The 22,662-nt window shown below is 53.8% G+C and carries 23 protein-coding genes; 17 read left to right on the forward strand and 6 right to left on the reverse strand.

Translation table 11 applies throughout. The features are described 5' to 3' along the window. Positions 1 to 248: 248 nt before the first annotated feature. Positions 249 to 1,310 carry a 7-bladed beta-propeller protein YncE gene (gene yncE / locus ABLV78_RS11625; protein ID WP_045394050.1) on the forward strand — a complete coding sequence of 354 codons (1,062 nt, stop codon included), beginning with the start codon at positions 249 to 251 and terminating at the stop codon, positions 1,308 to 1,310. 139 nt (positions 1,311 to 1,449) lie between these two features. Beyond that, positions 1,450 to 1,671 (forward strand): YgdI/YgdR family lipoprotein, encoded by a 222-nt coding sequence (locus ABLV78_RS11630; RefSeq protein WP_015366425.1) that lies wholly within the window; start codon positions 1,450 to 1,452, stop codon positions 1,669 to 1,671. A gap of 51 nt (positions 1,672 to 1,722) precedes the next feature. Here ABLV78_RS11630 and ansP read toward each other — a convergent pair whose 3' ends face one another. Both ansP and ABLV78_RS11640 read right to left on the reverse strand, forming a co-directional pair. Continuing rightward, on the reverse strand, positions 1,723 to 3,180 hold the full coding sequence (gene ansP, locus ABLV78_RS11635; protein ID WP_045382500.1) for an L-asparagine permease: 1,458 nt from the start codon (positions 3,178 to 3,180) through the stop codon (positions 1,723 to 1,725). Positions 3,181 to 3,367: 187 nt separating this feature from the next. Continuing rightward, positions 3,368 to 4,255, reverse strand: coding sequence for a LysR family transcriptional regulator (locus ABLV78_RS11640; RefSeq protein WP_047048727.1), 888 nt, complete (start codon positions 4,253 to 4,255; stop codon positions 3,368 to 3,370). A 205-nt stretch (positions 4,256 to 4,460) separates the two neighbouring features. Here ABLV78_RS11640 and ABLV78_RS11645 point away from each other — a divergent pair, with 205 nt between their 5' ends. The 13 genes from ABLV78_RS11645 (at position 4,461) to ABLV78_RS11705 (ending at position 15,133) form a co-directional block, all read left to right on the forward strand. Beyond that, positions 4,461 to 5,462 carry an MsnO8 family LLM class oxidoreductase gene (locus tag ABLV78_RS11645; RefSeq protein ID WP_047048724.1) on the forward strand — a complete coding sequence of 334 codons (1,002 nt, stop codon included), beginning with the start codon at positions 4,461 to 4,463 and terminating at the stop codon, positions 5,460 to 5,462. Then, positions 5,459 to 6,580: an amidohydrolase gene (locus ABLV78_RS11650; RefSeq protein WP_047048721.1), complete on the forward strand. Its 1,122-nt coding sequence runs from the start codon at positions 5,459 to 5,461 to the stop codon at positions 6,578 to 6,580. Before ABLV78_RS11645 ends, ABLV78_RS11650 begins: the two co-directional genes overlap by 4 nt. Before the next feature lie 24 nt (positions 6,581 to 6,604). Beyond that, positions 6,605 to 7,918 carry an LLM class flavin-dependent oxidoreductase gene (locus ABLV78_RS11655; protein ID WP_047048718.1) on the forward strand — a complete coding sequence of 438 codons (1,314 nt, stop codon included), beginning with the start codon at positions 6,605 to 6,607 and terminating at the stop codon, positions 7,916 to 7,918. A 17-nt stretch (positions 7,919 to 7,935) separates the two neighbouring features. Then, positions 7,936 to 8,868: an ABC transporter substrate-binding protein gene (locus tag ABLV78_RS11660; RefSeq protein ID WP_032711723.1), complete on the forward strand. Its 933-nt coding sequence runs from the start codon at positions 7,936 to 7,938 to the stop codon at positions 8,866 to 8,868. 11 nt (positions 8,869 to 8,879) lie between these two features. Beyond that, entirely contained in the window at positions 8,880 to 9,389 is a 510-nt protein-coding gene (locus ABLV78_RS11665) for a GNAT family N-acetyltransferase (protein WP_045394059.1), read from the forward strand. A 9-nt stretch (positions 9,390 to 9,398) separates the two neighbouring features. Beyond that, entirely contained in the window at positions 9,399 to 10,319 is a 921-nt protein-coding gene (locus ABLV78_RS11670) for an amino acid ABC transporter permease (protein WP_047048714.1), read from the forward strand. Continuing rightward, entirely contained in the window at positions 10,303 to 11,079 is a 777-nt protein-coding gene (locus ABLV78_RS11675; RefSeq protein ID WP_045394065.1) for an amino acid ABC transporter ATP-binding protein, read from the forward strand. The genes ABLV78_RS11670 and ABLV78_RS11675 overlap by 17 nt, the downstream gene beginning before the upstream one ends. Positions 11,080 to 11,099: 20 nt before the next feature. Beyond that, positions 11,100 to 11,969 (forward strand): transporter substrate-binding domain-containing protein, encoded by an 870-nt coding sequence (locus tag ABLV78_RS11680; RefSeq protein ID WP_072251386.1) that lies wholly within the window; start codon positions 11,100 to 11,102, stop codon positions 11,967 to 11,969. Between the two features lie 74 nt (positions 11,970 to 12,043). Next, positions 12,044 to 12,742, forward strand: coding sequence for a YoaK family protein (locus ABLV78_RS11685; protein ID WP_047048708.1), 699 nt, complete (start codon positions 12,044 to 12,046; stop codon positions 12,740 to 12,742). A 35-nt stretch (positions 12,743 to 12,777) separates the two neighbouring features. Further along, the gene (locus tag ABLV78_RS11690; protein ID WP_047048703.1) at positions 12,778 to 13,395 is read left to right on the forward strand and encodes a glutathione S-transferase family protein; all 618 of its coding nucleotides are present in this window, start codon (positions 12,778 to 12,780) and stop codon (positions 13,393 to 13,395) included. Between the two features lie 68 nt (positions 13,396 to 13,463). Continuing rightward, positions 13,464 to 13,691 (forward strand): tautomerase PptA, encoded by a 228-nt coding sequence (gene pptA, locus ABLV78_RS11695; protein WP_047048700.1) that lies wholly within the window; start codon positions 13,464 to 13,466, stop codon positions 13,689 to 13,691. A 345-nt stretch (positions 13,692 to 14,036) separates the two neighbouring features. After that, positions 14,037 to 14,471, forward strand: a complete 435-nt coding sequence (locus tag ABLV78_RS11700) for a winged helix-turn-helix domain-containing protein (protein WP_047048697.1) — start codon at positions 14,037 to 14,039, stop codon at positions 14,469 to 14,471. Positions 14,472 to 14,533: 62 nt separating this feature from the next. Beyond that, positions 14,534 to 15,133, forward strand: a complete 600-nt coding sequence (locus ABLV78_RS11705) for a helix-turn-helix transcriptional regulator (protein WP_045394080.1) — start codon at positions 14,534 to 14,536, stop codon at positions 15,131 to 15,133. 51 nt (positions 15,134 to 15,184) lie between these two features. Here ABLV78_RS11705 and ABLV78_RS11710 read toward each other — a convergent pair whose 3' ends face one another. From ABLV78_RS11710 to ABLV78_RS11720, 3 genes are read right to left on the reverse strand one after another with little or no spacing between them, the layout of a single operon-like run. After that, entirely contained in the window at positions 15,185 to 16,789 is a 1,605-nt protein-coding gene (locus tag ABLV78_RS11710; protein ID WP_047048694.1) for a carbohydrate porin, read from the reverse strand. 44 nt (positions 16,790 to 16,833) lie between these two features. After that, entirely contained in the window at positions 16,834 to 18,216 is a 1,383-nt protein-coding gene (locus ABLV78_RS11715; protein ID WP_045394085.1) for an MFS transporter, read from the reverse strand. A 26-nt stretch (positions 18,217 to 18,242) separates the two neighbouring features. After that, positions 18,243 to 19,814 carry an alpha-L-rhamnosidase-related protein gene (locus ABLV78_RS11720; protein WP_047048691.1) on the reverse strand — a complete coding sequence of 524 codons (1,572 nt, stop codon included), beginning with the start codon at positions 19,812 to 19,814 and terminating at the stop codon, positions 18,243 to 18,245. Positions 19,815 to 20,018: 204 nt separating this feature from the next. On the opposite strand from ABLV78_RS11720, the gene ABLV78_RS11725 reads away from it, so the two are divergent. After that, positions 20,019 to 20,849, forward strand: coding sequence for a helix-turn-helix domain-containing protein (locus ABLV78_RS11725; RefSeq protein ID WP_045394088.1), 831 nt, complete (start codon positions 20,019 to 20,021; stop codon positions 20,847 to 20,849). A gap of 6 nt (positions 20,850 to 20,855) precedes the next feature. Here ABLV78_RS11725 and ABLV78_RS11730 read toward each other — a convergent pair whose 3' ends face one another. Next, positions 20,856 to 21,440 (reverse strand): flavin reductase family protein, encoded by a 585-nt coding sequence (locus ABLV78_RS11730; protein WP_045394090.1) that lies wholly within the window; start codon positions 21,438 to 21,440, stop codon positions 20,856 to 20,858. Positions 21,441 to 21,613: 173 nt separating this feature from the next. On the opposite strand from ABLV78_RS11730, the gene nhoA reads away from it, so the two are divergent. Continuing rightward, complete coding sequence (nhoA, locus tag ABLV78_RS11735; RefSeq protein WP_045394092.1) at positions 21,614 to 22,459, forward strand: N-hydroxyarylamine O-acetyltransferase; 846 nt, start codon at positions 21,614 to 21,616, stop codon at positions 22,457 to 22,459. The last annotated feature ends 203 nt before the right edge of the window (positions 22,460 to 22,662 follow it).

Below are 22,662 nucleotides of genomic sequence, written 5' to 3' on the forward strand. Positions count from 1 at the left end.
GAGAAACGTACCAAATGGAACATATGTATATATGTTACACCGTTTGTAAATTCTTTGAAAAGAATTAACTAACAGGTCGTTAAGTAATGGCAAGTAAAGGTGATTCTTTTAACCAAAAAAGGCAATTAACGCTCCACATTACGATAAATAATGATTACTATTCTCATTTACAAAAAGAGTGAAGTTAAGCTTCACGCTGTGGAAGCCATCTCTAACCAGTAATTAATTGTTCTATAAAGGGAATCGTTATGTCATTACGTCAGTTATCCGCGCCGCGTCTGCGTCGTTCTCTGTTATTAACGTCGTTACTGTTGGCAGGCAGCTTCAGCGCCCACGCCGCCGAGGAGCTCCTGCGCAAAGCGGTCGGTAAAGGCGCGTACGAAATGGCGTATAGCCAGCAGGAAAATGCGCTGTGGGTTGCCACCTCGCAAAGCCGCTCCCTTGATAAGGGCGGCATCGTCTATCGTCTGGATCCGACCACGCTCGACATCACCCAGGTTATTCATAACGACCTGAAACCGTTCGGCGCCACCATCAATAACACCACCCAGACGTTGTGGTTTGGCAACACCGTTGATAGCAGCGTGACCGCAATAGATGCCAAAACCAGCGCGGTGAAAGGGCGACTGGTGCTCGATGACCGTAAACGTAGTGATACCGTGCGCCCGCTGCAGCCGCGTGAGCTGGTGGTGAATGAGAAAACCAATACCGTGTATATCTCCGGGCTGGGTAAAGAGAGCGTGATTTGGGTGGTGGATGGCGACAAGCTGACGCTGAAAGATACCATTGCCAATACCGGCGCGATGGCCACCGGGCTGGCGCTCGATGCTGACGCTAAACGTCTTTACACCACCAATGCCGATGGCGAACTGCTGACTATCGATACCGATAGCAATAAGATCCTCTCGCGTAAGAAGCTGCAGGATGACGGTAAGGAGCATTTCTACCTGAACCTGAGTCTGGATACAGCCGGCCACCGCGCTTTCATTACCGACAGCAAGCAGCCGGAAGTGCTGGTGGTGGATATTCGTGACGGGAAAGTGCTGCAAAAAATCGCCGCGCCGGAATCTTTAGCGGTGCTGTTTAACCCGGCCCGCAACGAAGTCTACGTCACCCATCGCAAAGCGGGTGAAGTCAGCGTCATTGATGCTAAGACCTATAAGGTTGTCAAAACCTTCAAAACGCCGACCTTCCCGAATAGCCTGGCGCTGTCCGCCGATGGAAAAACGCTGTTTGTTAGCGTGAAGCAGGAGTCAACTCGTCAAAAAGAGGCCACCGCGCCGGACGACGTAATCCGCATTGCCCTGTAATCCCCTGGGAGGGGGCGACCCCTCCTTACTCCGGGTCTCATCCTCTGTTACAAACCGCTATTAGCCTGATTACTATAAAGGTTATACACTTACTTTTTCCCGCGCGCGGCGGGAGAGTGGTAATCATTCTGGAGAAATTATGAAAAAGCCATATATGGTGATCTGCGCGGCGGCAATGCTGGCGCTTCTGGCAGGCTGCAGCTCTAATTACGTCATGACGACAAAAAGTGGGCAAACTATTGTGACCCACGGCAAACCGCAGTTGGATAAAGAGACCGGCATGACCAGCTATATTGATGAGTCTGGCAACAAACGCGAAATCAACAGCAGCGACGTTGCTCAACTGGTGGAAGATAATTAATTTTTCGGTGACGGTTTGCCCGCTGAGGGGCAAACCGTTATGGAAAAGCGCTTAGCGTTTTTCAACGCCCGGCGCCGTGCTGTGAACATCAGCCACGCGTTTACGTACGCCGAACCAGCCTGCGACCAGCAGCACCGCCAGCAGCGGAATGGACCCGATGGTATAGGTGCCGTTCGGGTAGTCAAATGCCATCAACACCAGTACGCTCAGCAAGAACAGCAGCGTTAGCCATGAAGTAAATGGCGCGCCCGGCATTTTGAAGCTCACATCCGCCGCTTTGCCTTCCTTGATAGCCTTACGCAGACGCATCTGGCAGATCACGATAAAGCCCCATGAAGCGATAATCCCCAGGGATGCGACGTTAAGCACGATCTCAAATACCTGCGACGGCACCAGATAGTTGAGGAAAACCCCCACCACGTAGACTGCCAGCGTCGCGAGGATCCCGGCGTAAGGGACGTGATGGCGGCTCATCTTCGACATAAACTTCGGCGCTGAACCTCCCATCGACATCGAACGCAGAATTCGCCCGGTGCAGTACAGGCCTGAGTTCAGGCTGGAGAGGGCGGCCGTTAATACCACGATGTTCATCACGCTACCGATGTATGGTACGCCGAGCTTCGAGAAGAAGGTGACGAACGGGCTTTGCCCTGCCTGATAGGCGTTCCACGGCAGCAGCAGCACCAATAGCACGACGGAACCGACGTAGAACAGGCCGATACGCCAGATCACGCTGTTAATCGCTTTCGGTACCATGGTTTCCGGGTCTTTGCATTCGCCCGCCGCGGTACCCACCAGCTCGATGGAAGCGAAGGCGAAGACTACGCCCTGAACTAGCACCAGTGCCGGCAACAGACCGTGGGGGAAGAAACCGCCGTTGTCGGTAATCAGATGGAAGCCGGTGGCATTGCCATCGAGCGGTTTTCCGGTACCGAGGAAAATCGTGCCGACTACCAGGAATGCGACAATAGCCAGTACTTTTACCAACGCGAACCAGAACTCCATCTCAGCGAACCATTTCACACCGATCATATTCATGGTGCCAACGATCGCCAGCGCGCCAAGAGCGAAGACCCACTGCGGAACATCGCCGAAAGCGCCCCAATAATGCATATACAAGGCGACGGCGGTGATATCGACGATACCGGTCATTGCCCAGTTAACGAAATACATCCAGCCGGCGACGTAGGCGGCTTTTTCACCGAGGAATTCACGAGCGTAAGAGACGAAACTACCGCTGGAGGGGCGATGGAGAACCAGTTCGCCGAGGGCGCGAAGGATGAAGAAGGAGAAGATACCGCAAACCAGATAAACCAGCGCCAGCGCCGGACCCGCCATTTGTAAACGCGCCCCGGCGCCGAGGAACAGACCGGTACCGATGGCGCCGCCAATGGCGATCATCTGTACCTGACGGTTGCCCATTGCTTTGTGGTAACCCGATTCGTGCGAGTTGAGCCAGTGGCGTTTCGCGGCATGATGTTCCGCCGCGTCAGTGTGTTTGTTATTCATTGATGTACCCATTTTCCTGTCAATGTCCATGAGTGGTTGTCGTATCGCGCAGCGGCGATACATCGTGCTGGCTTTCTCACCATTCTGTCGTAGAGATAAACCATACACGGCGCTGCATCCTACACGTAACGTGATAGTGACGCACGTAAAACATTTCGCTACAGCACTTACTTAAATATCAATGAGTTCAATGACGCAACGCGTCGACGAGTAGCGCAAACGCAGCGGTGTGCTGCCGGCGACTGGGGTAATACAGATGATAACCAGGGAAGGTTGGCGTCCAGTCTTCGAGAACCTGCACTAATCGACCGGCCGCCAGCGCCTCCTCGACGCAATCATCAGGGACATAGGCCAGGCCGAGACCGGATTCCGCGGCATCAATGCGTTGCGGCAAGCTATTCAGCGTCAGTTGTCCGTCCACATAAACCTGGAAGGTTTTATTATTGTCGCTGAATTCCCATGCGTAGAGCCCGCCGCGGGTCGGTAGCCGTATATTAATACAGCGATGCTGATCCAGTTGATAAGGCGTCTGCGGTGTGCCGTGGCGTTGAAGATAATCAGGCGAGCCCACGACGACCATGCGCATGTCCGGGGCGATGCGCACCGCAATCATGTCCTTTGCCACCTGATCGCCGAGACGTATACCGGCGTCAAAGCGGCCATCGACGATATCGGCCAGGCCGTTATCGACGGTAATTTCGATATTGATATCGGGATAACGCAACATAAATGGCTTCAATGCCGGCCACAAAACCGCGCTGACGGCGTGTTCGCCGGCGTTAAGGCGAATATTACCCGCCGGAAGGTCGCGGTTATCCCTCAAGGCGCTGAGCTCGCGTTCAATTTCCGTGAGATGTGGACGTAAATTCTGGAACAATTTTTCACCCGCGTCGGTGGGGGCGACGCTGCGGGTAGTACGGGTCAGCAGGCGAACATCAAGCCGGGCCTCGAGGTTGCGCATCGCATGGCTCAGCGCAGATTGCGACACCCCAAGTTGGGCGGCGGCGCGGGTGAAACTGCGTTCGCGGGCGACTACCATAAACGACAGGAGATCGTTGAAGTTATCTTTTAGCATCATTATTCCGCATTGATGAATTTGATTCATGGCTGGGAATTGAGTCTAAACCTTGTCCGGCAGATCCGCCACGAAGAGACCATATTGGACCCGTCTCCTATTGCGCATATCTAATTTCCGGCAGAGTACATGTGAATAAATTGTTTCTCAGCACGCGCTGCAGATTCTAATAATGCAGGCATGTTAATTAAAACGAGCCTGCGAAATGTCTTATCGAATCAGTATCCTGGATAAAAGCCCTCTTGCTCCCGGCGAAACTGCCGCTCAGGCGCTGGCGCGTACGTTAACGCTTGCGCAACAGGCAGAACGCTGGGGGTATCATCGTTTCTGGATTGCCGAGCATCACAACGCGGAACAGCTGGCGAGCCCGTCGCCGGAGCTATTGATTGCCTGGATCCTCGGGCAAACCCGACAGATCCGCGTCGGATCCGGCGGCGTGATGCTGCAGCACTATAGCCCTTACAAAGTCGCCGAAAACTTTAATTTGCTCGCCAGTATTGCGCCAGGACGCGTCGATCTCGGCGTTGGCAAGGCGCCAGGCGGTCTGCCGCTTGCTACTCGCGCGCTGCAACAGGGCGTCCATCAGCATGAGAAGGGCACTTTTGCCGAACAGCTTGCCCAGCTTGATAACTGGCTAACGTTGACCGAAAGCCAGGGCGAGGAGAGCCTGCGCGCGACCCCTATCCCGCCGCGCCGCGCGGACGGTTTCCTGCTCGGCGCCAGCGTCGAGAGCGCCCGCCTGGCGGCCCGTCTGGACTGGAACTTTGTTTTTGCCGCGCATCTCAACGGCGATAAAAACCTGTTGCGGGAAGTGTTAACCAACTGGCGCGAATTGAGCCGCCGGGAGGTCATCGTGGCCGTACAAGTTATCGTTGCGCAAGACGCCGCCAGCGCCGCAGAACTGGCGAAGCAGGTAGAGGTCTGGGGCGTTGAACTGGCAAACGGTCAGCGGGTAACGGTGGGTAGTGAAGCTCAGGCGGCAGCCTTCGCCCGTCAGGCCGGTAGCCCGCCCACGCGGATTGAGCGCCGCGAGTCCTCGCTGTTGTTCGGTACCGCAGAAGAGGTTAAAGCACAACTCGATGCCCTTCAGGCGCAATGGGGCATTGATGAGTTTATTATTGATACCCCTATTGCTGAGGGCGGGGCGCGGCTGGAGTCGCTGGGGCTGTTGGCGCAGGCGCATTCTGGCGTGGAGGTGACGTCATGAATTTCGAACAACAGTTGATAAGCTGGCGGCGCGAACTGCATCAGAACCCGGAACTCTCATTACAGGAAGTAGCAACCACCGCGCGCATTCGCGACTGGTTGCAAAGCGGCGGCCTGCCGTTACTGCCTTACGAGTTAACCACCGGGGCGGTCACGGAGGTGGGCAGCGGCGATAAAATCATCGCCCTCCGCGCGGATATCGACGCGCTACCGATAGAAGAGGCCACCGGGCTGCCGTTCCGCTCGCGAAATCCAGGCGTCATGCATGCCTGCGGTCACGATATACATACCAGCGTGATGCTTGGCGCGGCGTTGTTGTTAAAGGAACGAGAAGCGCAACTGCCGGGGCGGGTACGGATCCTGTTCCAGCCTGCGGAAGAGAGTTTCGGCGGCGCCAAAACGCTGATCCGCGTTGGCGCGCTTGACGGCGTATCGGCCATCTTCGGCATGCACAATGAGCCCAATTTACCCGTGGGCGAATTCGCTACCCGCGGCGGCCCGTTTTATGCCAACGTCGATCGCTTCGTATTCAAAGTGACCGGCAAAGGGGCGCATGCCGCCCGGCCGCATGAAGGTAAAGACGCCATCCTGCTGGCGAGCCAACTGGTGACGCTGCTGCAGAGCGTCGCCAGTCGCGAAGTGAACACCCTGGATTCGGTGGTGCTCAGCGTGACGCGAATCCAGGGGGGGAATACCTGGAACGTCTTGCCGGAAAGCGTGGAGCTCGAAGGGACGCTGCGCACCCACAGTAGCGAGGTGCAGCAGCGGGTTAAGGCGAGAGTCAGCGAAATCGCCGCCGGTTTCGCCAGCGCCTTTGGCGCGCAAATCGATGTCTTCTGGTATGCCGGGCCAACGGCGCTGGTTAACGATGAGCGCTGGGCGGCGTTCGCCAGCGCGGCGGCCGACCGCTTCGGTTATCGCACGCATCACGCCGATTTACATCTGGGCGGCGAAGACTTTGCCGTCTATCTGCAGCATATTCCGGGCGCTTTCGTCAGCATAGGTAGCGCCAGCGAATTTGGCCTGCATCACCCGGCTTTTAATCCGGATGAAAACGTCATTGCCCCAGCCGCGCGCTATTTCGCGGATCTGGCGGAACAGGCATTACACCATATTTAATTTTTGACAGGGTAAGGGGTCACTATGTCTGAAAAACGGCAATTACGTCTGGGGACGATTTTACATGGCGCCTCAGGAAATATGTCCGCCTGGCGTCATCCGGCGGCGTTGGCGGATGCCAGTATTAATTTTGAATTTGTGAAAGAAACGGCGCAAAAAGCCGAGCAGGGGAAACTCGATTTTATTTTTGTCGCCGACGGGTTATATATTAACGAAAAATCCATCCCTCACTTTTTAAATCGTTTTGAGCCGTTAACGGTATTATCAACGCTGGCGGCGGTGACCGATCGTCTGGGGCTGGTCGGTACGCTCTCCACCTCCTATAGCGAACCGTTCACGACCGCGCGACAGTTCGCCAGTCTTGACCATTTAAGCCATGGGCGCGCCGGCTGGAACGTGGTGACGTCGCCGCTGGAAGGCTCGGCGAAAAACTTCTCCCGCGCCCAGCATCCCGATCATGCGCTGCGCTATCGTATCGCCGACGAATATCTTCAGGTGGTTAAAGGATTGTGGGATTCCTGGGAAGACGGCGCTTTTGTGCGTAATAAAGAGAGCGGCCAGTTTTTTGATAAAAATAAACTGCATACGCTTAATCATCATGGCGATTTCTTTAAAGTCTCTGGTCCTTTGAATATTGCCCGCACGCCACAGGGACGGCCCATTATATTCCAGGCAGGCGCCTCAGATGACGGCAAAAAATTAGCCGCTCGCCACGCTGATGCCATTTTTACCCACCAGGAGTCATTAGCCGAGGCGCAGGCGTTTTATCAGGATGTCAAAAGCCAACTGGCAGCCTATCAGCGCAGTGCGGATCAACTGCATATTTTCCAGGGCGTCAGCGTAATCGTCGGTGACGACGCGGAGGATGCGGAGCGTCAATACCAGACCACGGCGGCGCTGGTCTCGATCGACGACGCGTTGAATTACCTGGGGCGCTATTTCGAGCATCACGACTTTGCGCAATATCCGCTGGATGAACCCTTCCCGGATATTGGCGACCTTGGGCAAAACAGCTTCCGCAGCACCACCGATGAGATTAAACGCAATGCCCGTGAACGGGGATTAACCCTGCGCCAGGTGGCGCTGGAGGCCGCCAGCCCGCGCCCGCGCTTCTCCGGCACGGCCAGCGATGTCGCCGACGGCCTGCAGCTGTGGTTTGAACAACGCGCCGCCGATGGATTCATTATTCAGGGCGGCACGCCGGAAACCTTCCCGCGTTTTGTTGATGAAGTGGTGCCATTGCTGCAGGCGCGCGGATTGTTCCGCCGCGACTATCCAGGCACCACGCTGCGGGAAAGCCTGGGGCTGGATTTGCCCATTAACCAATTCGAAAAATAATAAAAGAGAACCGCGCTATGCAGAAATCAACGCTATTGCTGGCCTTCGCGTTGGCAATTAGCGCCCCGTCGTGGGCGCAGGACGTCAATATCAATGGCACCGGGGTTAGCCTGGAAGCCAATAAAACCCCGATTCATACGGCAAAAAATCCGCAGGCAATTGCGCTGTTGCCGAAAGATCTGCACCTGGCGGTACCGGGGAAATTTACCGTCGCGGTTGCGGCGCTGAACTCGCCGCCGCTGACGGTGTTTTCTGATGATAACAAAACGTTGCTCGGCAGCGAGGCGGATATTGCGCGTCTGGTGGCTGACAGCCTCGGCCTCGAAGTCAACGTTGTTCCGACCTCGTGGGAAGACTGGCCGCTCGGCGTCGCCTCCGGCAAATATGATGCCGCGATCAGCAATATTACCGTCACCAAAGAGCGCAAAGAGAAGTTCGATTTCGCCACTTATCGTAAAGATTCGCTGGGTTTTTACGTTAAAAGCACCAGCCCACTGAACAAGATCGACAAAGCGGAAGATATTGCCGGGCTGAAGATTATCGTCGGCTCCGGCACCAATCAGGAGGCAATCTTACTCGCATGGAATGCGGAAAACGTTAAGCGCGGGCTTAAACCGTTTATACCGGTCTATACCAAAGACGACGCCGCGCAGACGCTGGCTTTGCAAACGGGCCGCGCCGACGCATTCTTCGGCCCTAACGTCATAGGCGCCTGGAAAGCGGCCCTTACTGGCAAAACCAAGCTGGTGGGCAGCGTGGACGGCGGGTGGCCGAAGGCGGCGCATATCGCGGTGACGCTGAAGAAAGGCAGCGGGCTGGTTAATGCCGTACAGGCGGCGCTCAACGGCGCTATCGCCAGCGGTGACTATGCCAAAGTGCTCAACCGCTGGGGCGAGGGAGTGGAGAGTATTCCACAATCGGAAATCAACCCCGCCGGGCTGGGCGATTAACAGGGGGCGCTATGAGCGAAGCATTTCGTGATATTTCTCCGGACGCGCCGGAATTACAGCCGATTATTAGCGGCCTGTTTGCCGAGTACGCCGCTCGTTACGGCGACTATTTTTCTCGTGATGCGGAAGTAGAGTTAACCGAATGGTATCTGCCGCCGCAGGGGCTGTTTATTGTGCTGGAGCGTGACGGCGAAATCATCGCCACCGGCGCCTACAAGCCGAAAGACACGCACACCGCGGAAATTAAGCGGATCTGGACGCATCGTCGGCTGCGTCAACAGGGGCTGGCCGCCAGGGTTGTACAAGAACTGGAGCGTCGGGCGGTGCTGGCAGGTTATAGCCATATTTTTCTCACCACCGGTTTTCGTCAGCCGGAAGCGGTAAAGCTCTATTTAAGCCAGGGGTATGAGGCGCAGTTTGACCTCGCTCGCGACCCGGAAGAGTACAGCCGGCCGCCCTATGATGGCCGGTTGCGGTTCAGTAAAGCGCTGGCGGTTAGCGCCCTCAGCCACAGCGCTTAAGGAGGCATTATGCAATCATCTGAAACGATCAAAGTGGTTCCGGCGCGCTACCCGCTGCGCGTCGCAGGGGCGGTATTGGCGCTGCTGGTGCTGGCGGTCGTCGTGCAGTCGGTCGCGTTCAATCCGCGCTGGGAGTGGGGGGTATTCGCCCACTGGTTCTTCGACCCGGTGATCCTCGAGGGGGTGGGGCAAACGCTGCTGCTCACGCTACTTGGCACCCTTTTAAGCGTTATCTTCGGCGGCCTGTTGGCGCTGGCCCGCCTGTCGTCCTCATGGCTGCTCAGCAGCCTGGCATGGGGGTATATCTGGCTGTTCCGTTCGCTGCCGCTCATTGTGGTGTTGATCATTCTGTATAACTTCTCTTATCTGTACGACAGCTTATCGCTGGGGATCCCTTTCACCGGCGTAACCTGGGCGAGCTATCAGACTATCAACGTACTGGGGCAGTTCTCCACGGCAGTAGTTGGCCTGACGCTGGTGCAGAGCGCCTATACCGCTGAAATTATCCGCGGAGGCTTTTTGGGCGTGGATCACGGGCAGTATGAGGCCGCCGCCGCGCTGGGACTCCCCGCCTGGCGACGCACGCTGCGGATCATCTTGCCGCAAGCGCTGCGCACCATTCTGCCGGCAGGGTTTAATGAAATCATCAGCCTGGCAAAAGGGACGGCGATGGTTTACGTACTGGCGATGCCGGAATTGTTCTACACCATTCAGATGATTTATAACCGCACCCAGGAAGTGATCCCGCTGCTGATGGTGGGCGCCGCGTGGTACCTGGTGATTACCAGCGTGCTCTCCGCAATTCAGTATCTGGTCGAACGCGCGCTGGCGCGCAGCGAACGCCGCTCGGCGGTGAACAGCGTGCGTAATAATCGCCTGACCCAACCGGCTCGTCAGCCGCAGGAGGCCGTCCATGCTCAACTCTCGTAATGGTCATATTTCGATAACCGGGGTCAGTAAATACTTTGGCCGTCATAAAGCGCTGGATGATGTCTCGCTGGAGATAGCGCCGGGAACGGTGACGGTGATCCTCGGGCCGTCCGGTTCGGGAAAATCGACGCTGCTGCGCACCATTAACCATCTTGAACGGGTCGATGAAGGGTTTATCCAGATTGATGGCGACTATATCGGCTATCGCCGTAAAGGCGACAAGCTGTACGAGCTGAAAGAAAAAGAGATCCTTCGCCAGCGGGTCAACGTGGGGTACGTATTTCAGAACTTCAATTTGTTTCCGCATCTGACGGTGCTGGAGAATTTAATTGAAGCGCCGATTGCCCACAAACGGGCCAGTCGAAAGGAGGCCATCGCTCGTGCTTATGAATTGTTGGACATTGTCGGTTTGCGCAACAAAGCCGATGCCTGGTCGCGGCATCTTTCCGGCGGCCAGCAGCAGCGCATCGCCATCGCCCGCGCGCTGGCGCTCAATCCGCGCGTGATCTTGTTTGATGAACCCACTTCCGCGCTGGATCCGGAACTGGTTGGCGAAGTGCTTGATGTTATCAAGAAACTTGCCCGCTCCGGGACGACGCTTGTGGTGGTAACACACGAAATCGGCTTTGCCCGCGAGGTTGCCGACCAGGTGGTGTTTATGGTCGATGGCAAAATCGTTGAACAGGGCAGCAGCGATGAAGTGTTAAATCATCCGCAACACCAGCGTACCCGGCAATTTTTATCACGGGTGCTGGCATGAGGAAATTAGCTGCAGCCCTCATGCTGCTCCTGAGCATCGGCGAGGCGCGCGCCGAACTCGATTTGCGCGCCAATGAACAGCCATTGCCGGTGACGCGAGATGATAACGCGATTAGCAAAATTCCTCCGGACTATCGTTTTGTGGAGTCCGGTGTGCTGACGGTGGCGATTTCGGCATTAAATTCGCCGCCGCTGGCGCTGCTGGCCAGCGACAACCGCACGCGTATCGGCAGCGACCCGGACATCGCCCGTTTACTGGCGGGTAGCCTTGGTCTGAAACTGAAGCTGGTGCCAACGGCCTGGGAGGACTGGCCTTTGGGGATCGCGTCAGGGCGTTACGATGTGGCGTTGATTAACATCGCGGTGACCGAGAAGCGCAAAGAGAAGTTCGATTTCGCCACCTACCGCGTAGACTCGCTGGCCTTCTCGGTGAAATCAACCAGTGACATTACGCGGATCTCAAATGCGCAGGATCTCTCAGGACGTAAAGTCATTGTCGGTTCTGGCACCAACCAGGAGCGGATCCTGCTGGGATGGAATGCGGAAAACGAAGCCGCGGGACGGCAACCGGCGTTACCGGTTTATCTTACCGACGATGCCTCCGGCAATCTTTATATTCAGTCGGGAAGGGCGGACGTCTTTTTTGGTCCGCAGTCGGTGGCCTCTTATAAGGTTGCATTAAACGGAAAAACCAAAGTTGTCGGGCTCGGTCCCAAAAAAGCCTGGGTGGCCACCACCACTAAAAAAGGCAATGGGCTGGTATACGCGCTGCAGGCGGCGCTGAATGGCGCGATCGCGCGTGGCGAGTATCAGCAGGTTCTCGCGCGCTGGGGGGAACAGGGGGAGGTAGTCAGGCAATCGGAGGTCAATCCGCCGGGGATAACATATTGATGCTGTGATTATTAATAGCCAGGGATTGCTATACTCATGGCTACATCGTGTGTCTTATTAATGGATTAATCTCTGTGGCCGAAAACCAACTCTTACTGGAGCAACGCTGGCAGCACCATCGTGAGCCCGCGTTGCTCGCCGCTTCCGGCGGCGCTATCGACACTATCAGCTTCATCACCTTGTTTGGCCTGTTTACCGCCCACGTCACGGGAAACCTGGTAGTGGCCGGGGCAGCCCTGGCCACCAACAGCGAAGGTATTTTATCGAAACTGCTCGCCATTCCTGTTTTTATGCTGGCGGTGGCGATCGTCACGCTGGTTATCAAAAGTCGAAAAACCATTACGCCACGCTTTCTTGGCAGCTTGTTCGTCGTTGAGATTCTGCTGTTACTCCTTTTCGGCCTGTTGGGGCTGCTGTGGCAGCCCTTTGTCGGCGCGGATAGCGCGACCGCGTTAATCACCGGCATGGCCGGCGTGATGGCGATGGGGGTGCGGAACGCCACCACCCGATTATTATTACCCACCACCAGCCCGAGTACGATGATGACCGGTAACGTCACGCAGTTAACCATCGATGTGGTTAACTGGTGCCAGGCGCCCAACCGCGAGAATAGAGAAAAAATCAAAAAATCGGGGGCTTCGGTGCTCGGTTTTCTGCTGGGTGCAGGGCTTGGGGCGCTAGGCTACATCCTGACGGGTTTCTACTCGGTGCTTATTCCGGTGGTACTGGTAGCCATCGTCGCCTGGCGCGAATTCAGCGCCGCGCGGAATTAGTGCTACGCTAAAAGTTTTCTGCCTGGGAACTGACGATCATGAAATTGTATGGTGTGCCGGGGTGGGGCTCGGCAATAAGCGAGATGATGTTGACCTTGGCCAACATCCCATATCAATTTATCAATGTCGATGGCTTTGACCAGCCAGGCGCGCAGCGAGAGAAACTACTGGCGATCAACCCGCTGTGTCAGGTGCCTACCCTGCAACTGGCGGATGGCAGCGTGATGACGGAAACAGCGGCGATCGCGCTGATGATCCTCGATGAGCGCGCGGATCTGGCGCCGCCAGCCGGTACGCCACAGCGCCAGCAGTTTCAACGTTTGCTGATCTGGCTGGTGGCTAACGTTTATCCGACCTTCACCTATGCCGACTATCCCGAACGCTGGACAGCCTCAGCGCCTGACGAACTGCGTGAGAGCTGTCAGCAATACCGCAAATCACTCTATCTCTGGCTGGAACAGCAGCTGGCAGCCGAGCCTTACGCATTAGGCGGGAATATCACGCTGTTGGATTGCTATATTGCCGCGATGTACAGCTGGGGGCCGCGGCGCGAGTGGTTTGCCGTGCATACGCCAAAGTTTGCCGCTGTAGCGCAGGCGGTTTATCGCCGTGCGGAGCTGCAGCAGGTACTGCGTGACAATAATCTTCTCTAAGGCACAAATCGTGATTTGAGTTAGGGAATCTGTGATAGTTTTAAAATCCCAATAATAAGGAGCCTGCTATGCCACATGTCGATATCAAATGTTTTCCCCGTGAACTGAGCGAAGAGCAAAAAAGCGCGCTGGCTGCGGAAATCACTGAGGTTCTGATCCGTCATCTCAGCACCAAAGACAGTTCAGTTAGCGTTGCCCTTAATCAGGTACAGCAGAGCGACTGGCAGCGGGTGTGGGATGATGAGATCGCGCCGCAGATGGATTCTTTGATTAAGAAACCGGGCTACCGAATGTAAAGGACGGGCCGCTTTTCATCGCGCCAATTAGACTACTATCGACCAAGGTCAATTTTACTTGAGCGAAAGATATGCCGCTTTATTGATTTAGATCAATAAAAGTGGCTTTTTTTTGATTTCCATACCTTTCATTAATTTACCTTTTGTAAAGGAAATGGCCATTTAAGAATAATCCTAATCAACATAAATAACTGATAATATTAAGTTATAAGGTCATTTACGCTTTGTATGTATTTAAATGTAGTTTTATGTTTTGATTATTATGCATATCAAAATTGTTTAGGCGATTGCTCATTTGCCATGTAACCTGCCTTTGAAATGATGATTTTTATCATGGAGAGATGAATGATAATAGGTAGTGCGTTACTTGGTTACCAATTAGAGGATGATTTTTTTTACTTCTTGAAGTACCGGGAAATAGCTACTGTAAGTGGTAATAGAAAAAACATCCGTCTTCGAAAAACGATGGCCTGTCTAATTGAATATTTATTTGAACATGGCCTTGAAAGAATTGTTAGTGATGAAGAGTTGATGGTGCATGTCTGGGAGAAAAATGATTTAAGGCCTTCATCGCAACGTTTATGGCAAGTGATGCAAAATTTACGTCGACTCCTCAAGGATGTCGGCATTGAGCAAGAAATTATATTACGCGTCAAGACTCAGGGTTATTATATCAACAGTCACTACGTTACAACTGTTTATTCTGTGAAAAGTGATAAACCGTTCTGCCAGAATGATGGCGCTATCATACAGTTACGTGGAATATCCGACGTAAGGTAACAGTCGAGTAGGATTTTCTATATTCAAGGTGCGCCTGTCGTTCTTATGCCAGGGTTATAAAATTGAAGGTTATAATTAATAGCAAGGATATCTGGTTTCGACTGGGTGTAGAATATTGTCTACAACAGATATCTTCTGAGTGTCATGAGCCCGCTTACGTTGAATTGGCTTACACTAACCATTCTATACAGCAAGCGGATCTTATTATTTTGCCGCTACATGGCTATCAAGATTACAAGCATCTCTATGCGTTATCTCAATTGTTTAAGGGCATTATTTTGGGAGTAAGCACGTCCAGAAGTAGTCGCCCTGGACGGTTGATTTATCGGGGGAATATATTGTGGGTGAGTAGTCGCGAATCGACAGCCAATATTCAAAAGTTGTTGTTGGACATTAAGCATCGGCAGTTATATGACCATGGCGGTCAGCCGGACTTTAGTCTAATAAAGGCAAAGGGGGGAGCCCCGCTCAGTGAAAGAGAGATGATGATTATCGATCATGTCGTAGCCGGCATGTCGGTGAACGTCGTTGCCAGAGTGTTAGGTCTGCGGGTAAAAACCATTTATGCGCATTTAGACAAGATTAAAGCTAACTTCAACCTTAAAGGCGGCAGTCATCTTCATCGTTTTATGATAAGCCCGCTGTCTTATCACTTATTGTAAAAGATGGTCATCCGGGAATGACGGCAGGGTTGCCGTCATTTTGTACCCTATTTAAAACCAGATTTCTGTCTGTACGCCAAAATTCCAGTTGCCGCCGGCGGTAAAACCGGAACTGCCAAAATCATCGTTAATGGCGTAGTGATCCAGAGCTTTGTCCCAGTTCATCCATGTTGCGAAGAAGCGGATCTCCGGGCGAGCTTTAATATCGAAAATGTCGCCGACTTTAAACGTTGGTGCGAAGGTAAGCTTGTAAAAATCGCCGCTGACGGCCTGATACTGATAAACATTGTCGTTATAGCGATAGGTTCGGCCATTAGGATTCAAATCCATATATTGCCAGGAGGCTTCATATAGCAGGGCAAAGTTGCGGGTGATCCCTTGGGAAAGACGCAGGTTAAAAGTAGCCCAGTCGTAGCGGTCGCCGTCACGATAACGGTTTTCGCTGTGTTGCGCGATGACCGATGGCGCCAATTGCCAGTTTTTCCCTAGCGGCAAAATGCCGTAAGAAGCAAAACGCAGGGATTTAGCATTCCCGGTCAGATCGCCGTCGCTGCCCGGCTGGCGAGCTTCTGCGCCTAAACCGCCACCGTACTGCAGGGCGCTTTCTGAGATGCCAGGCGCAAGGCCGTAGAACTGCTGTTTGTCGTGATAAGCCAACATCGCGTAATAGCCATTTTTGGCGGTGTTGTCGCTACGTAGCGCATAACTGCCGGTCGTTGAGGTGTTGTCTTTTAGCGTGTCATTACCCTGCGCGGTCATTACCGTGGTCATTAACTGCCAGTTTCGCCAGAAATGATTGGCGGTAAACATCAGATTCTGAATATCGTTATCTTCATAGTTATCGCTACCTAAATCGCCAAAGTTGCGGGCGTAGACTGAATAATCGCCCCGAAGCTGTTGACTCCAACGCACATCATTGATTCCGCCGCCGGTACCGCCGAGGAACATAATATCGCTATCGGTAAAGTGAATATCGAAGTTATCCCGATCAAAGCGTTTTCCGGCCCAAATCGACGCCTGGTTAAATGGACCGCTAAAATCAGCGAAGCTACCCATCTCGACATACAGTTGGCGTACGTTAAGGTGGTGGCTATTATTATCCTGCACCCACGGATCCGGGTTGGTGGCGCCATCGGCAAGCATTGTTTTGAAATGTGCCCATGAACCGTCGCTAAAGGTCATTTTTTTGCCAAAGCTTAGTTCAACATAGTTATCTTTCTCATTGCCAAGACGACCCACGTGGGCGTCGCCGTTAAGCGAACTGGCCGGTGAAATACCGGGTCCGCCGCGCGCGCCTTTACCGTGGCTGTTCACCAGCATTCCGGAACGGGCGTAGGCATTAAATTCAAAACCGTTATCGTCGGTGGATTTGGCCAATTGACGACTAAGCTGCTGCTGTTTTTGTTCGCCGGCATCAGTGCGCTTACTTAGGGTTTGTATCTGTTTTTCGGCATTGCTGGCGCGTTGTTCCGCGACGGAGGTTCGCTGTTCGGCCTGCTGCGCACGGCGGTTTGCTTCGGCTGCCTGGTGTTCCGCATGTTTCAGTCTGGCCTCAAGTTGGGCCAGCCGCTGCTCGATAGTGAGCGGCGCGGCCAACGCGTCGGAGGCCGAAAAAAGGGCGCAGCAAACTGCTGCGCAAATCAAAGAGAGACGCATACTTATCCTTGTTAGTTTCAGAGGTAATAAAAGAGGGGGCGAACTTAAATCGCCTGACGTTCTCCGTCTGTTGAATGAATGTCGGACGTGGCATAGCGCCCGGCATCGAGGTCTGCGCGGATTTGCTCGTAATGATCGTCAAGCCGATAAAAACGACCCATCCACAACATCGAGGCAAAGATCAGTAGCGCCGGAATGTAGAGATAGCAGGACTTTATCGCCAGCATCGCCGTTTCACTTTGCGCCTGGTTGGCGATATAGCCGCCTGAAGTGAGCAGGGCGCCCGTAATCGCGCCAGCGCCAGCCATGGCCACTTTGCCAAGAAAACCATTGATTGAGGTCAGGATCCCAGCGGTATTCACTCCGGTTTTCCAGACGCCATAATCCACCGGATCCGCCTGCATTGAGAAGTAAATAGCCGTGCGTTGTCCGGCACCGAGCGAAAGGATCACCGCACCAGTAACCAAACCCCAACTATTTACCCCTGCCGCCATCATTACGATCATTCCAATGAGATTGATAGCACTGGCAATCAGGTAGACATGGCGTTTTTTTAGCCGACTGGCCAGCAGTGGGACGGTCAATGTCCCCAGCAGAGGCACAAATGTCGAAATACCGGCGACGATTGCCGTCAGACTGCTATTGCCGACGTAGTAGTGGAAGAAGTAAACCAACGCGCCTGTCTGGAAGAAAAAGGCGCCCCACATCAGGAAAATGTTAATCGCGAAAACCCACCATGGACGGTTGGCGCGTAGGCTGAACCAGGCGCGTTTCAGAGTCATTTTTTCTTGAGTGATGGTGATTGTTTCTTTGACGTTGCGGAAACTGACCAGTAGAAAAAAAGTGGCAATCACGCCGAACATCACCGCGGTATAGAAAAACCCACGAGCCTGATCGCCCTGACCGAGAGTGCTGACAAGCGGCAGCGTGGTGACGGCGACAATGGTCGCCCCCAACGAGCCAAGTAAGATTCGTACTGCCGAGAGCGTAGTGCGCTCCTGGGAATCGTTTGTCAGAAACGGCAGCATCGCGCAAAACGGAATATTGACCAGTGTGTAAAGAAACGACAGACACAGATAGGTAATAAAGGCGTAAATCAATTTTCCGGTAGTGGAGAATTCGGGGACGTAAAACGCGAGGATACATAGCAGGCCGAACGGTACGGCGCCAATCAGCAAATAGGGACGACAGCGGCCCCAACGGGTTGCGGTATTGTCTATTACCAGTCCCATCAGTACATCGGCCACGCCATCCACCAGACGTGTCACCAGAAACATCACGCCGACGTACCAGGCGGGTAAGTTCATTACATCGGTGTAGAAGAACATCAGGTACAGAGAGATAAGCTGCCACACCAAATTGCAGGAGAGATCTGCGATGCCGTAGCCCAGGCGTTGCCGCCAAAGAGTGAATATATTGTTTGCCATAATGATATGCTCGTATTTAATTGTTATTAAAGATTATATTGGCGGATAAACCAGGCCGGGGTACAGCTCCACGCGTGACAATAGCTGTTAATCAGCTTGCTGCCGTAAGGTGAAAACTCAGGGTTGTCAGGATCAAAAACCTCCCAGAACGTATCCGCGCCGTAATCTATCATCGCGCCCCAGTAGGCTTTGATTTCGTTAATAGCTTCCGCGCGTAGCCCACATTGCAGCAGAGCAGCAACAAAATGGTGACGCAGATAGGGCGTGTTGATGGCCACCGACGGCGGGGAGGAAAGCAGATGACGCATGAGCGTTTCTCGTTGCGCACTATTGCCGACTTCGGCTAGCACCATCCAGATTTGTGATGCCCAGGAGACTTGACGTTGCGCGCCGCTAATGAAAAATCCTTGCGCTTCGTCCCACAAGCAGGACAGCGCAGCCGACTTTAGCTGCTGCAGATGCATCTGATAACCCGCTACTAACTCGGGCTGAAATTGTCCGGCGAGCAATACGGCGCGCTGCAGGCAGTAAATTAAGACGCCCTGGGCCGAAGTTTGCTTGTTTAGCGTCTCTTGCCAGTCGATAAATACCCACCAGTCGTCGCTATCGCGAACCAAATGCTGTTTATCGCAACGTTCAAGCGCCAACTCGATTTGCCGTCTGGCGGTGGGCCAGAGCTCTTGCGCGGTGGCTACGTCGCCGGAACTGCGTAGATAGTTGAACAGCGTATCAACAAAAAACAGCGAATAATCAAACAAAAAGGTGTCGTCGGCTATGACTTGCGGCTGAACGAAAATATTGGCGGAAACCATACCGTCTTGCCGGGTATGGCCAGCAAAAAGATACAAACAACGGCGAACCAGCGAGTGATTCGCGAACGTGACATCGTTAACCAGCGCCTGCAGGCGGAGATCGCCAAGCCACAGACGACGGTCGCGCTTGGGCCCATCTTCGAATACGTCTTGCATACAATTCTTCAGCGTCAGTACGGCTGTCTGGTCGATAAGCTGTAAACGTGGGTCTTGGGTAGTTGATGGGGGGCAGATACTGTGGGCCGAACTGACGGCATGGATGCGCAGTCGGGTGAAACACAGATTAAATTTTCTGGAAACCGCCTTGACCTCCACTTTGAGATAACGAAAGCAATAGCGTCGCGGGAGTCTGATTTCTCCAGGAAGTTCATCAATCCACAAATCCTGCTGTTGCAACCAGCTGCTGCTGAGCCAGCCCCGGTAATCATCAAATGATTCACAAACCTCGCTCAGCGTCTCGCCGAAGGTAAAATGAAGGTGCGCCGGGGCATCGGGAGGACTGCCGACGCTTAGACATGCCAGCTCAACATAGCCAACAAAGTGATTACCGAAGTCCACGATGACGCTGTCGCCACTGGTGAATTCACGCTGGTAAAATTGCTGTGGGGTGCAAAGCTCCACTGCCTGCCAGCCGAAGGGTGCGCTGGCATCGGCATGAGCGTCAATAATGGCCTGCGGTTCGCGGTATTCGCTGTGCAGTGCGGGTTTAAGCGACTCCGCGGTGCGTAAAAACTGCGGATGGCGGATCATCGCAACTTGGGCGTTGTATTGCATGGCTTGTGACATACTGCGTCCTCAAAGTTAGGGGACTCGCAGCATAAAATGACGATGTGAGTGGCAACCACTCTGGCAATGCCAACGCGATGGCCATGTTGGCAATGGCAGTGGGATGGGGCGGGTGACGATCACAATTTGATAAATCTTACCGATAGTGGTTTGGGAAATGCATTATCGTGCTATCAGCTGCCTTGCCGTATTGGATATTAAGTGATGATGACGTTGACTATTGATTCTTATTTCAGCAATCCACTCGCTAAACTGGCTATTTACGCCAGCGATCCAGAGGATAATAACCGCGAACATGGTCATGAATTCGCGGAGTTAGTGATAGTTGAACAAGGGCATGGCCTCCACGTTATTAATGGCCGGCCTTTGTATATTCAACAAGGGGATGTTTTTTATGTTTCTCCTGGCGATACGCATTATTATGATGAGCTTGGGACGCTGAAGTTAATTAATCTATTAATTAATCCGCAGGTTGATTTTATCTATTTACGCGAACTTGCACCGTTATTGCAAAACTTTGCGGCCACCGACTCCTCGCGCTACGGTTGGTTATCGCAGGAGACCCGGCAACAGTGTAAGCTATTGATTGAAAAAATATGTAGTGCCGAATACCAACAAACTAAGAATAACGCCCTGCGTGAGGCCACCTTTTTTCAGCTAATTACGCTTATTCAACGAGCGGAAAGTGAAGTCGAATATAGCACCACTAAATACAAACTCCATAAGCTGCTCACCTGGTTACAGGAACATTGCTTTGAGGAACATAACTGGCCGCAACTTGCTGAACAATTTCACCTGACGTCGCGCACTGCTTTTCGTCATATTAAAGAGGCGACTGGATTAACGCCCGATAATTATGTCAAACGCCTGCGCCTGGTATCCGCACGAGTAAAACTGCGGGAAACGGAAATGACGATCACAGAAATCGCCTTTTTATGCGGTTTCGCCAATAGCAATCACTTCACGACGCTGTATAAAAAGGTCTTTGGCCTGACTCCCAGCGATGACCGCCGCCGCCAACACCAGGCGTCGTAGGAAACCTTATTTGTTTTCTGGCGTATTGGCCTGCACGTGACGTCCGCTGGCGACAAAATTACCGGTACCGAGATGGTGAATGGTATTGAGTTTATCATCGTCAAACTGCCAGCGGCCGCTGACGAAAACGCGTTCATCGGCCGCGGCGGCAACCACTTCGCCAAACAGCGTATCGTATTGTTCTTGTGCCGCGGTGGCGGGTAGCAGACGGCATTCCATCCACGCCAGGCATTTCTCTTCAATTAACGGTAACCCCAGTTCGGGACCCTGCACCGTCGGGATACCGTAAGCATTGAACTTATCTTCATCGCGCCCGCTTACGCTGCCTACCGCATAGACCCAACTGGCGGCGGCCACGCCTGGCACCACGATACCAAAGGCGCCGTTACGCTCAATGAGATCACGCGTCCAGGTGCTTTTATCCACCACAATAGCCACGCGAGGCGGGGCAAATTCAACCGGCATCGACCAGGCGGCGGACATCACGTTGCGCCGCCCTGACTGCGCGTCATAACTGGTGATCATAATGGTCGGGCCGTGGTTGAGCAGGCGACTGGCGTACTGAAGTTCGACGTGGCGAAAACGGCTCATAAGCGTTCCTTGGTGAGTGGCGAATGCCTGTAAGTAGTTTATTCACAATACAAAGGTAATCAATACGTCAACCGCGACCTAAATCAGAAATCATCTGGCGCGATCGCACAAAATACGCCGTCGCGGGGAAAAAATACGCTATAAATGTCGGACACCAAAAGCTGGAGGCGTTGATGACCCCATTTTTAAGCGCGTATTTTACTCGTCTGGCCTGGACGGGAACCCCCGATGTTTCCATTGACACCCTGCGGGAGTTGCATAGCCATCACAATAGCGCGATCCCGTTTGAGAATCTGGACGTTTTACTGCCGCGTGAAATCCACCTTGACGATCGGGCGCTCGAGGAGAAGTTAATCACCGCCCGCCGCGGCGGTTACTGCTTTGAGCAGAACGGGCTTTTGCAGCGGGCGCTAAGTGAGATTGGTTTCTCGGTTCGCAGCCTGCTGGGGCGCGTGGTGTTGGCTAATCCGCCACAAATGCCGCCGCGTACCCATCGCTTATTGCTGGTGGAAGTGGAGGGCGAACGCTGGATCGCCGACGTCGGTTTCGGCGGCCAGACGCTGACCGCGCCGATTAAGCTGCTGGCGGATATTCCGCAGCATACGCCGCATGGTATTTATCGCCTGGTGCATGAAGGCGATGAGTGGACGCTGCAGTTTAATCATCATGAGCACTGGCAGTCGATGTACCATTTCGATCTGGGTCGACAGTATGCTTCTGATTATGTGATGGGTAACTTCTGGTCGGCGCACTGGCCGCAGTCCCACTTTCGTCACCATCTGCTGATGTGCCGTCATCTGCCTGACGGCGGGAAAATGACGCTCACCAATTTCCATTTTACCCACTGGGAGAACAACCACGTGGTGGAGAAGGTGGATCTTGCGGACGTGTCGGCGCTGTATGAAGCGCTGCAAACCCGATTCGGATTAGGTGTAGACGACCCAAAACACGGGTTCAGCGAAGCTGCGCTGGCAGCGGTAATGGCGGCGTTCGATACCCATCCGGAAGCCGGGAAGTAACGTTTATAACGGGACGAGGAAAGCGCATGGTCGCCGTAGGCCGGATTAGGCGTAGCCGCCATCCGGAATAAAGGCTGGAGCCGTGGCCGATGAATATGACCCCGGAGTCGGCGCAAGCGCCTCGTCCGGGCTACACCGCTACAACCGCATCAATGCTGACTGAAACTGCCGATGTTGGTGGCCTCAAAATCGCTGAGACGTTC

Origin of the sequence: Klebsiella sp. CN_Kp075 (assembly GCF_040065055.2) — a bacterium.
Taxonomy (GTDB): Bacteria; Pseudomonadota; Gammaproteobacteria; order Enterobacterales; family Enterobacteriaceae; genus Klebsiella; species Klebsiella aerogenes.

Excerpts from the sequence above, each read along its gene's own strand:
- ABLV78_RS11725 (WP_045394088.1), top strand. The coding sequence starts at position 20,019 with ATGATGACGTTGACTATTGATTCTTATTTCAGCAATCCACTCGCTAAA.
- ansP (WP_045382500.1), bottom strand. The coding sequence starts at position 3,180 with ATGAATAACAAACACACTGACGCGGCGGAACATCATGCCGCGAAACGC.
- ABLV78_RS11665 (WP_045394059.1), top strand. The coding sequence starts at position 8,880 with ATGAGCGAAGCATTTCGTGATATTTCTCCGGACGCGCCGGAATTACAG.
- ABLV78_RS11630 (WP_015366425.1), top strand. The coding sequence starts at position 1,450 with ATGAAAAAGCCATATATGGTGATCTGCGCGGCGGCAATGCTGGCGCTT.
- ABLV78_RS11675 (WP_045394065.1), top strand. The coding sequence starts at position 10,303 with ATGCTCAACTCTCGTAATGGTCATATTTCGATAACCGGGGTCAGTAAA.
- ABLV78_RS11645 (WP_047048724.1), top strand. The coding sequence starts at position 4,461 with ATGTCTTATCGAATCAGTATCCTGGATAAAAGCCCTCTTGCTCCCGGC.
- yncE (WP_045394050.1), top strand. The coding sequence starts at position 249 with ATGTCATTACGTCAGTTATCCGCGCCGCGTCTGCGTCGTTCTCTGTTA.
- ABLV78_RS11715 (WP_045394085.1), bottom strand. The coding sequence starts at position 18,216 with ATGGCAAACAATATATTCACTCTTTGGCGGCAACGCCTGGGCTACGGC.
- ABLV78_RS11710 (WP_047048694.1), bottom strand. The coding sequence starts at position 16,789 with ATGCGTCTCTCTTTGATTTGCGCAGCAGTTTGCTGCGCCCTTTTTTCG.
- nhoA (WP_045394092.1), top strand. The coding sequence starts at position 21,614 with ATGACCCCATTTTTAAGCGCGTATTTTACTCGTCTGGCCTGGACGGGA.
- ABLV78_RS11640 (WP_047048727.1), bottom strand. The coding sequence starts at position 4,255 with ATGCTAAAAGATAACTTCAACGATCTCCTGTCGTTTATGGTAGTCGCC.
- ABLV78_RS11730 (WP_045394090.1), bottom strand. The coding sequence starts at position 21,440 with ATGAGCCGTTTTCGCCACGTCGAACTTCAGTACGCCAGTCGCCTGCTC.
- ABLV78_RS11680 (WP_072251386.1), top strand. The coding sequence starts at position 11,100 with ATGCTGCTCCTGAGCATCGGCGAGGCGCGCGCCGAACTCGATTTGCGC.
- pptA (WP_047048700.1), top strand. The coding sequence starts at position 13,464 with ATGCCACATGTCGATATCAAATGTTTTCCCCGTGAACTGAGCGAAGAG.
- ABLV78_RS11660 (WP_032711723.1), top strand. The coding sequence starts at position 7,936 with ATGCAGAAATCAACGCTATTGCTGGCCTTCGCGTTGGCAATTAGCGCC.
- ABLV78_RS11670 (WP_047048714.1), top strand. The coding sequence starts at position 9,399 with ATGCAATCATCTGAAACGATCAAAGTGGTTCCGGCGCGCTACCCGCTG.
- ABLV78_RS11700 (WP_047048697.1), top strand. The coding sequence starts at position 14,037 with ATGATAATAGGTAGTGCGTTACTTGGTTACCAATTAGAGGATGATTTT.
- ABLV78_RS11650 (WP_047048721.1), top strand. The coding sequence starts at position 5,459 with ATGAATTTCGAACAACAGTTGATAAGCTGGCGGCGCGAACTGCATCAG.
- ABLV78_RS11720 (WP_047048691.1), bottom strand. The coding sequence starts at position 19,814 with ATGTCACAAGCCATGCAATACAACGCCCAAGTTGCGATGATCCGCCAT.
- ABLV78_RS11655 (WP_047048718.1), top strand. The coding sequence starts at position 6,605 with ATGTCTGAAAAACGGCAATTACGTCTGGGGACGATTTTACATGGCGCC.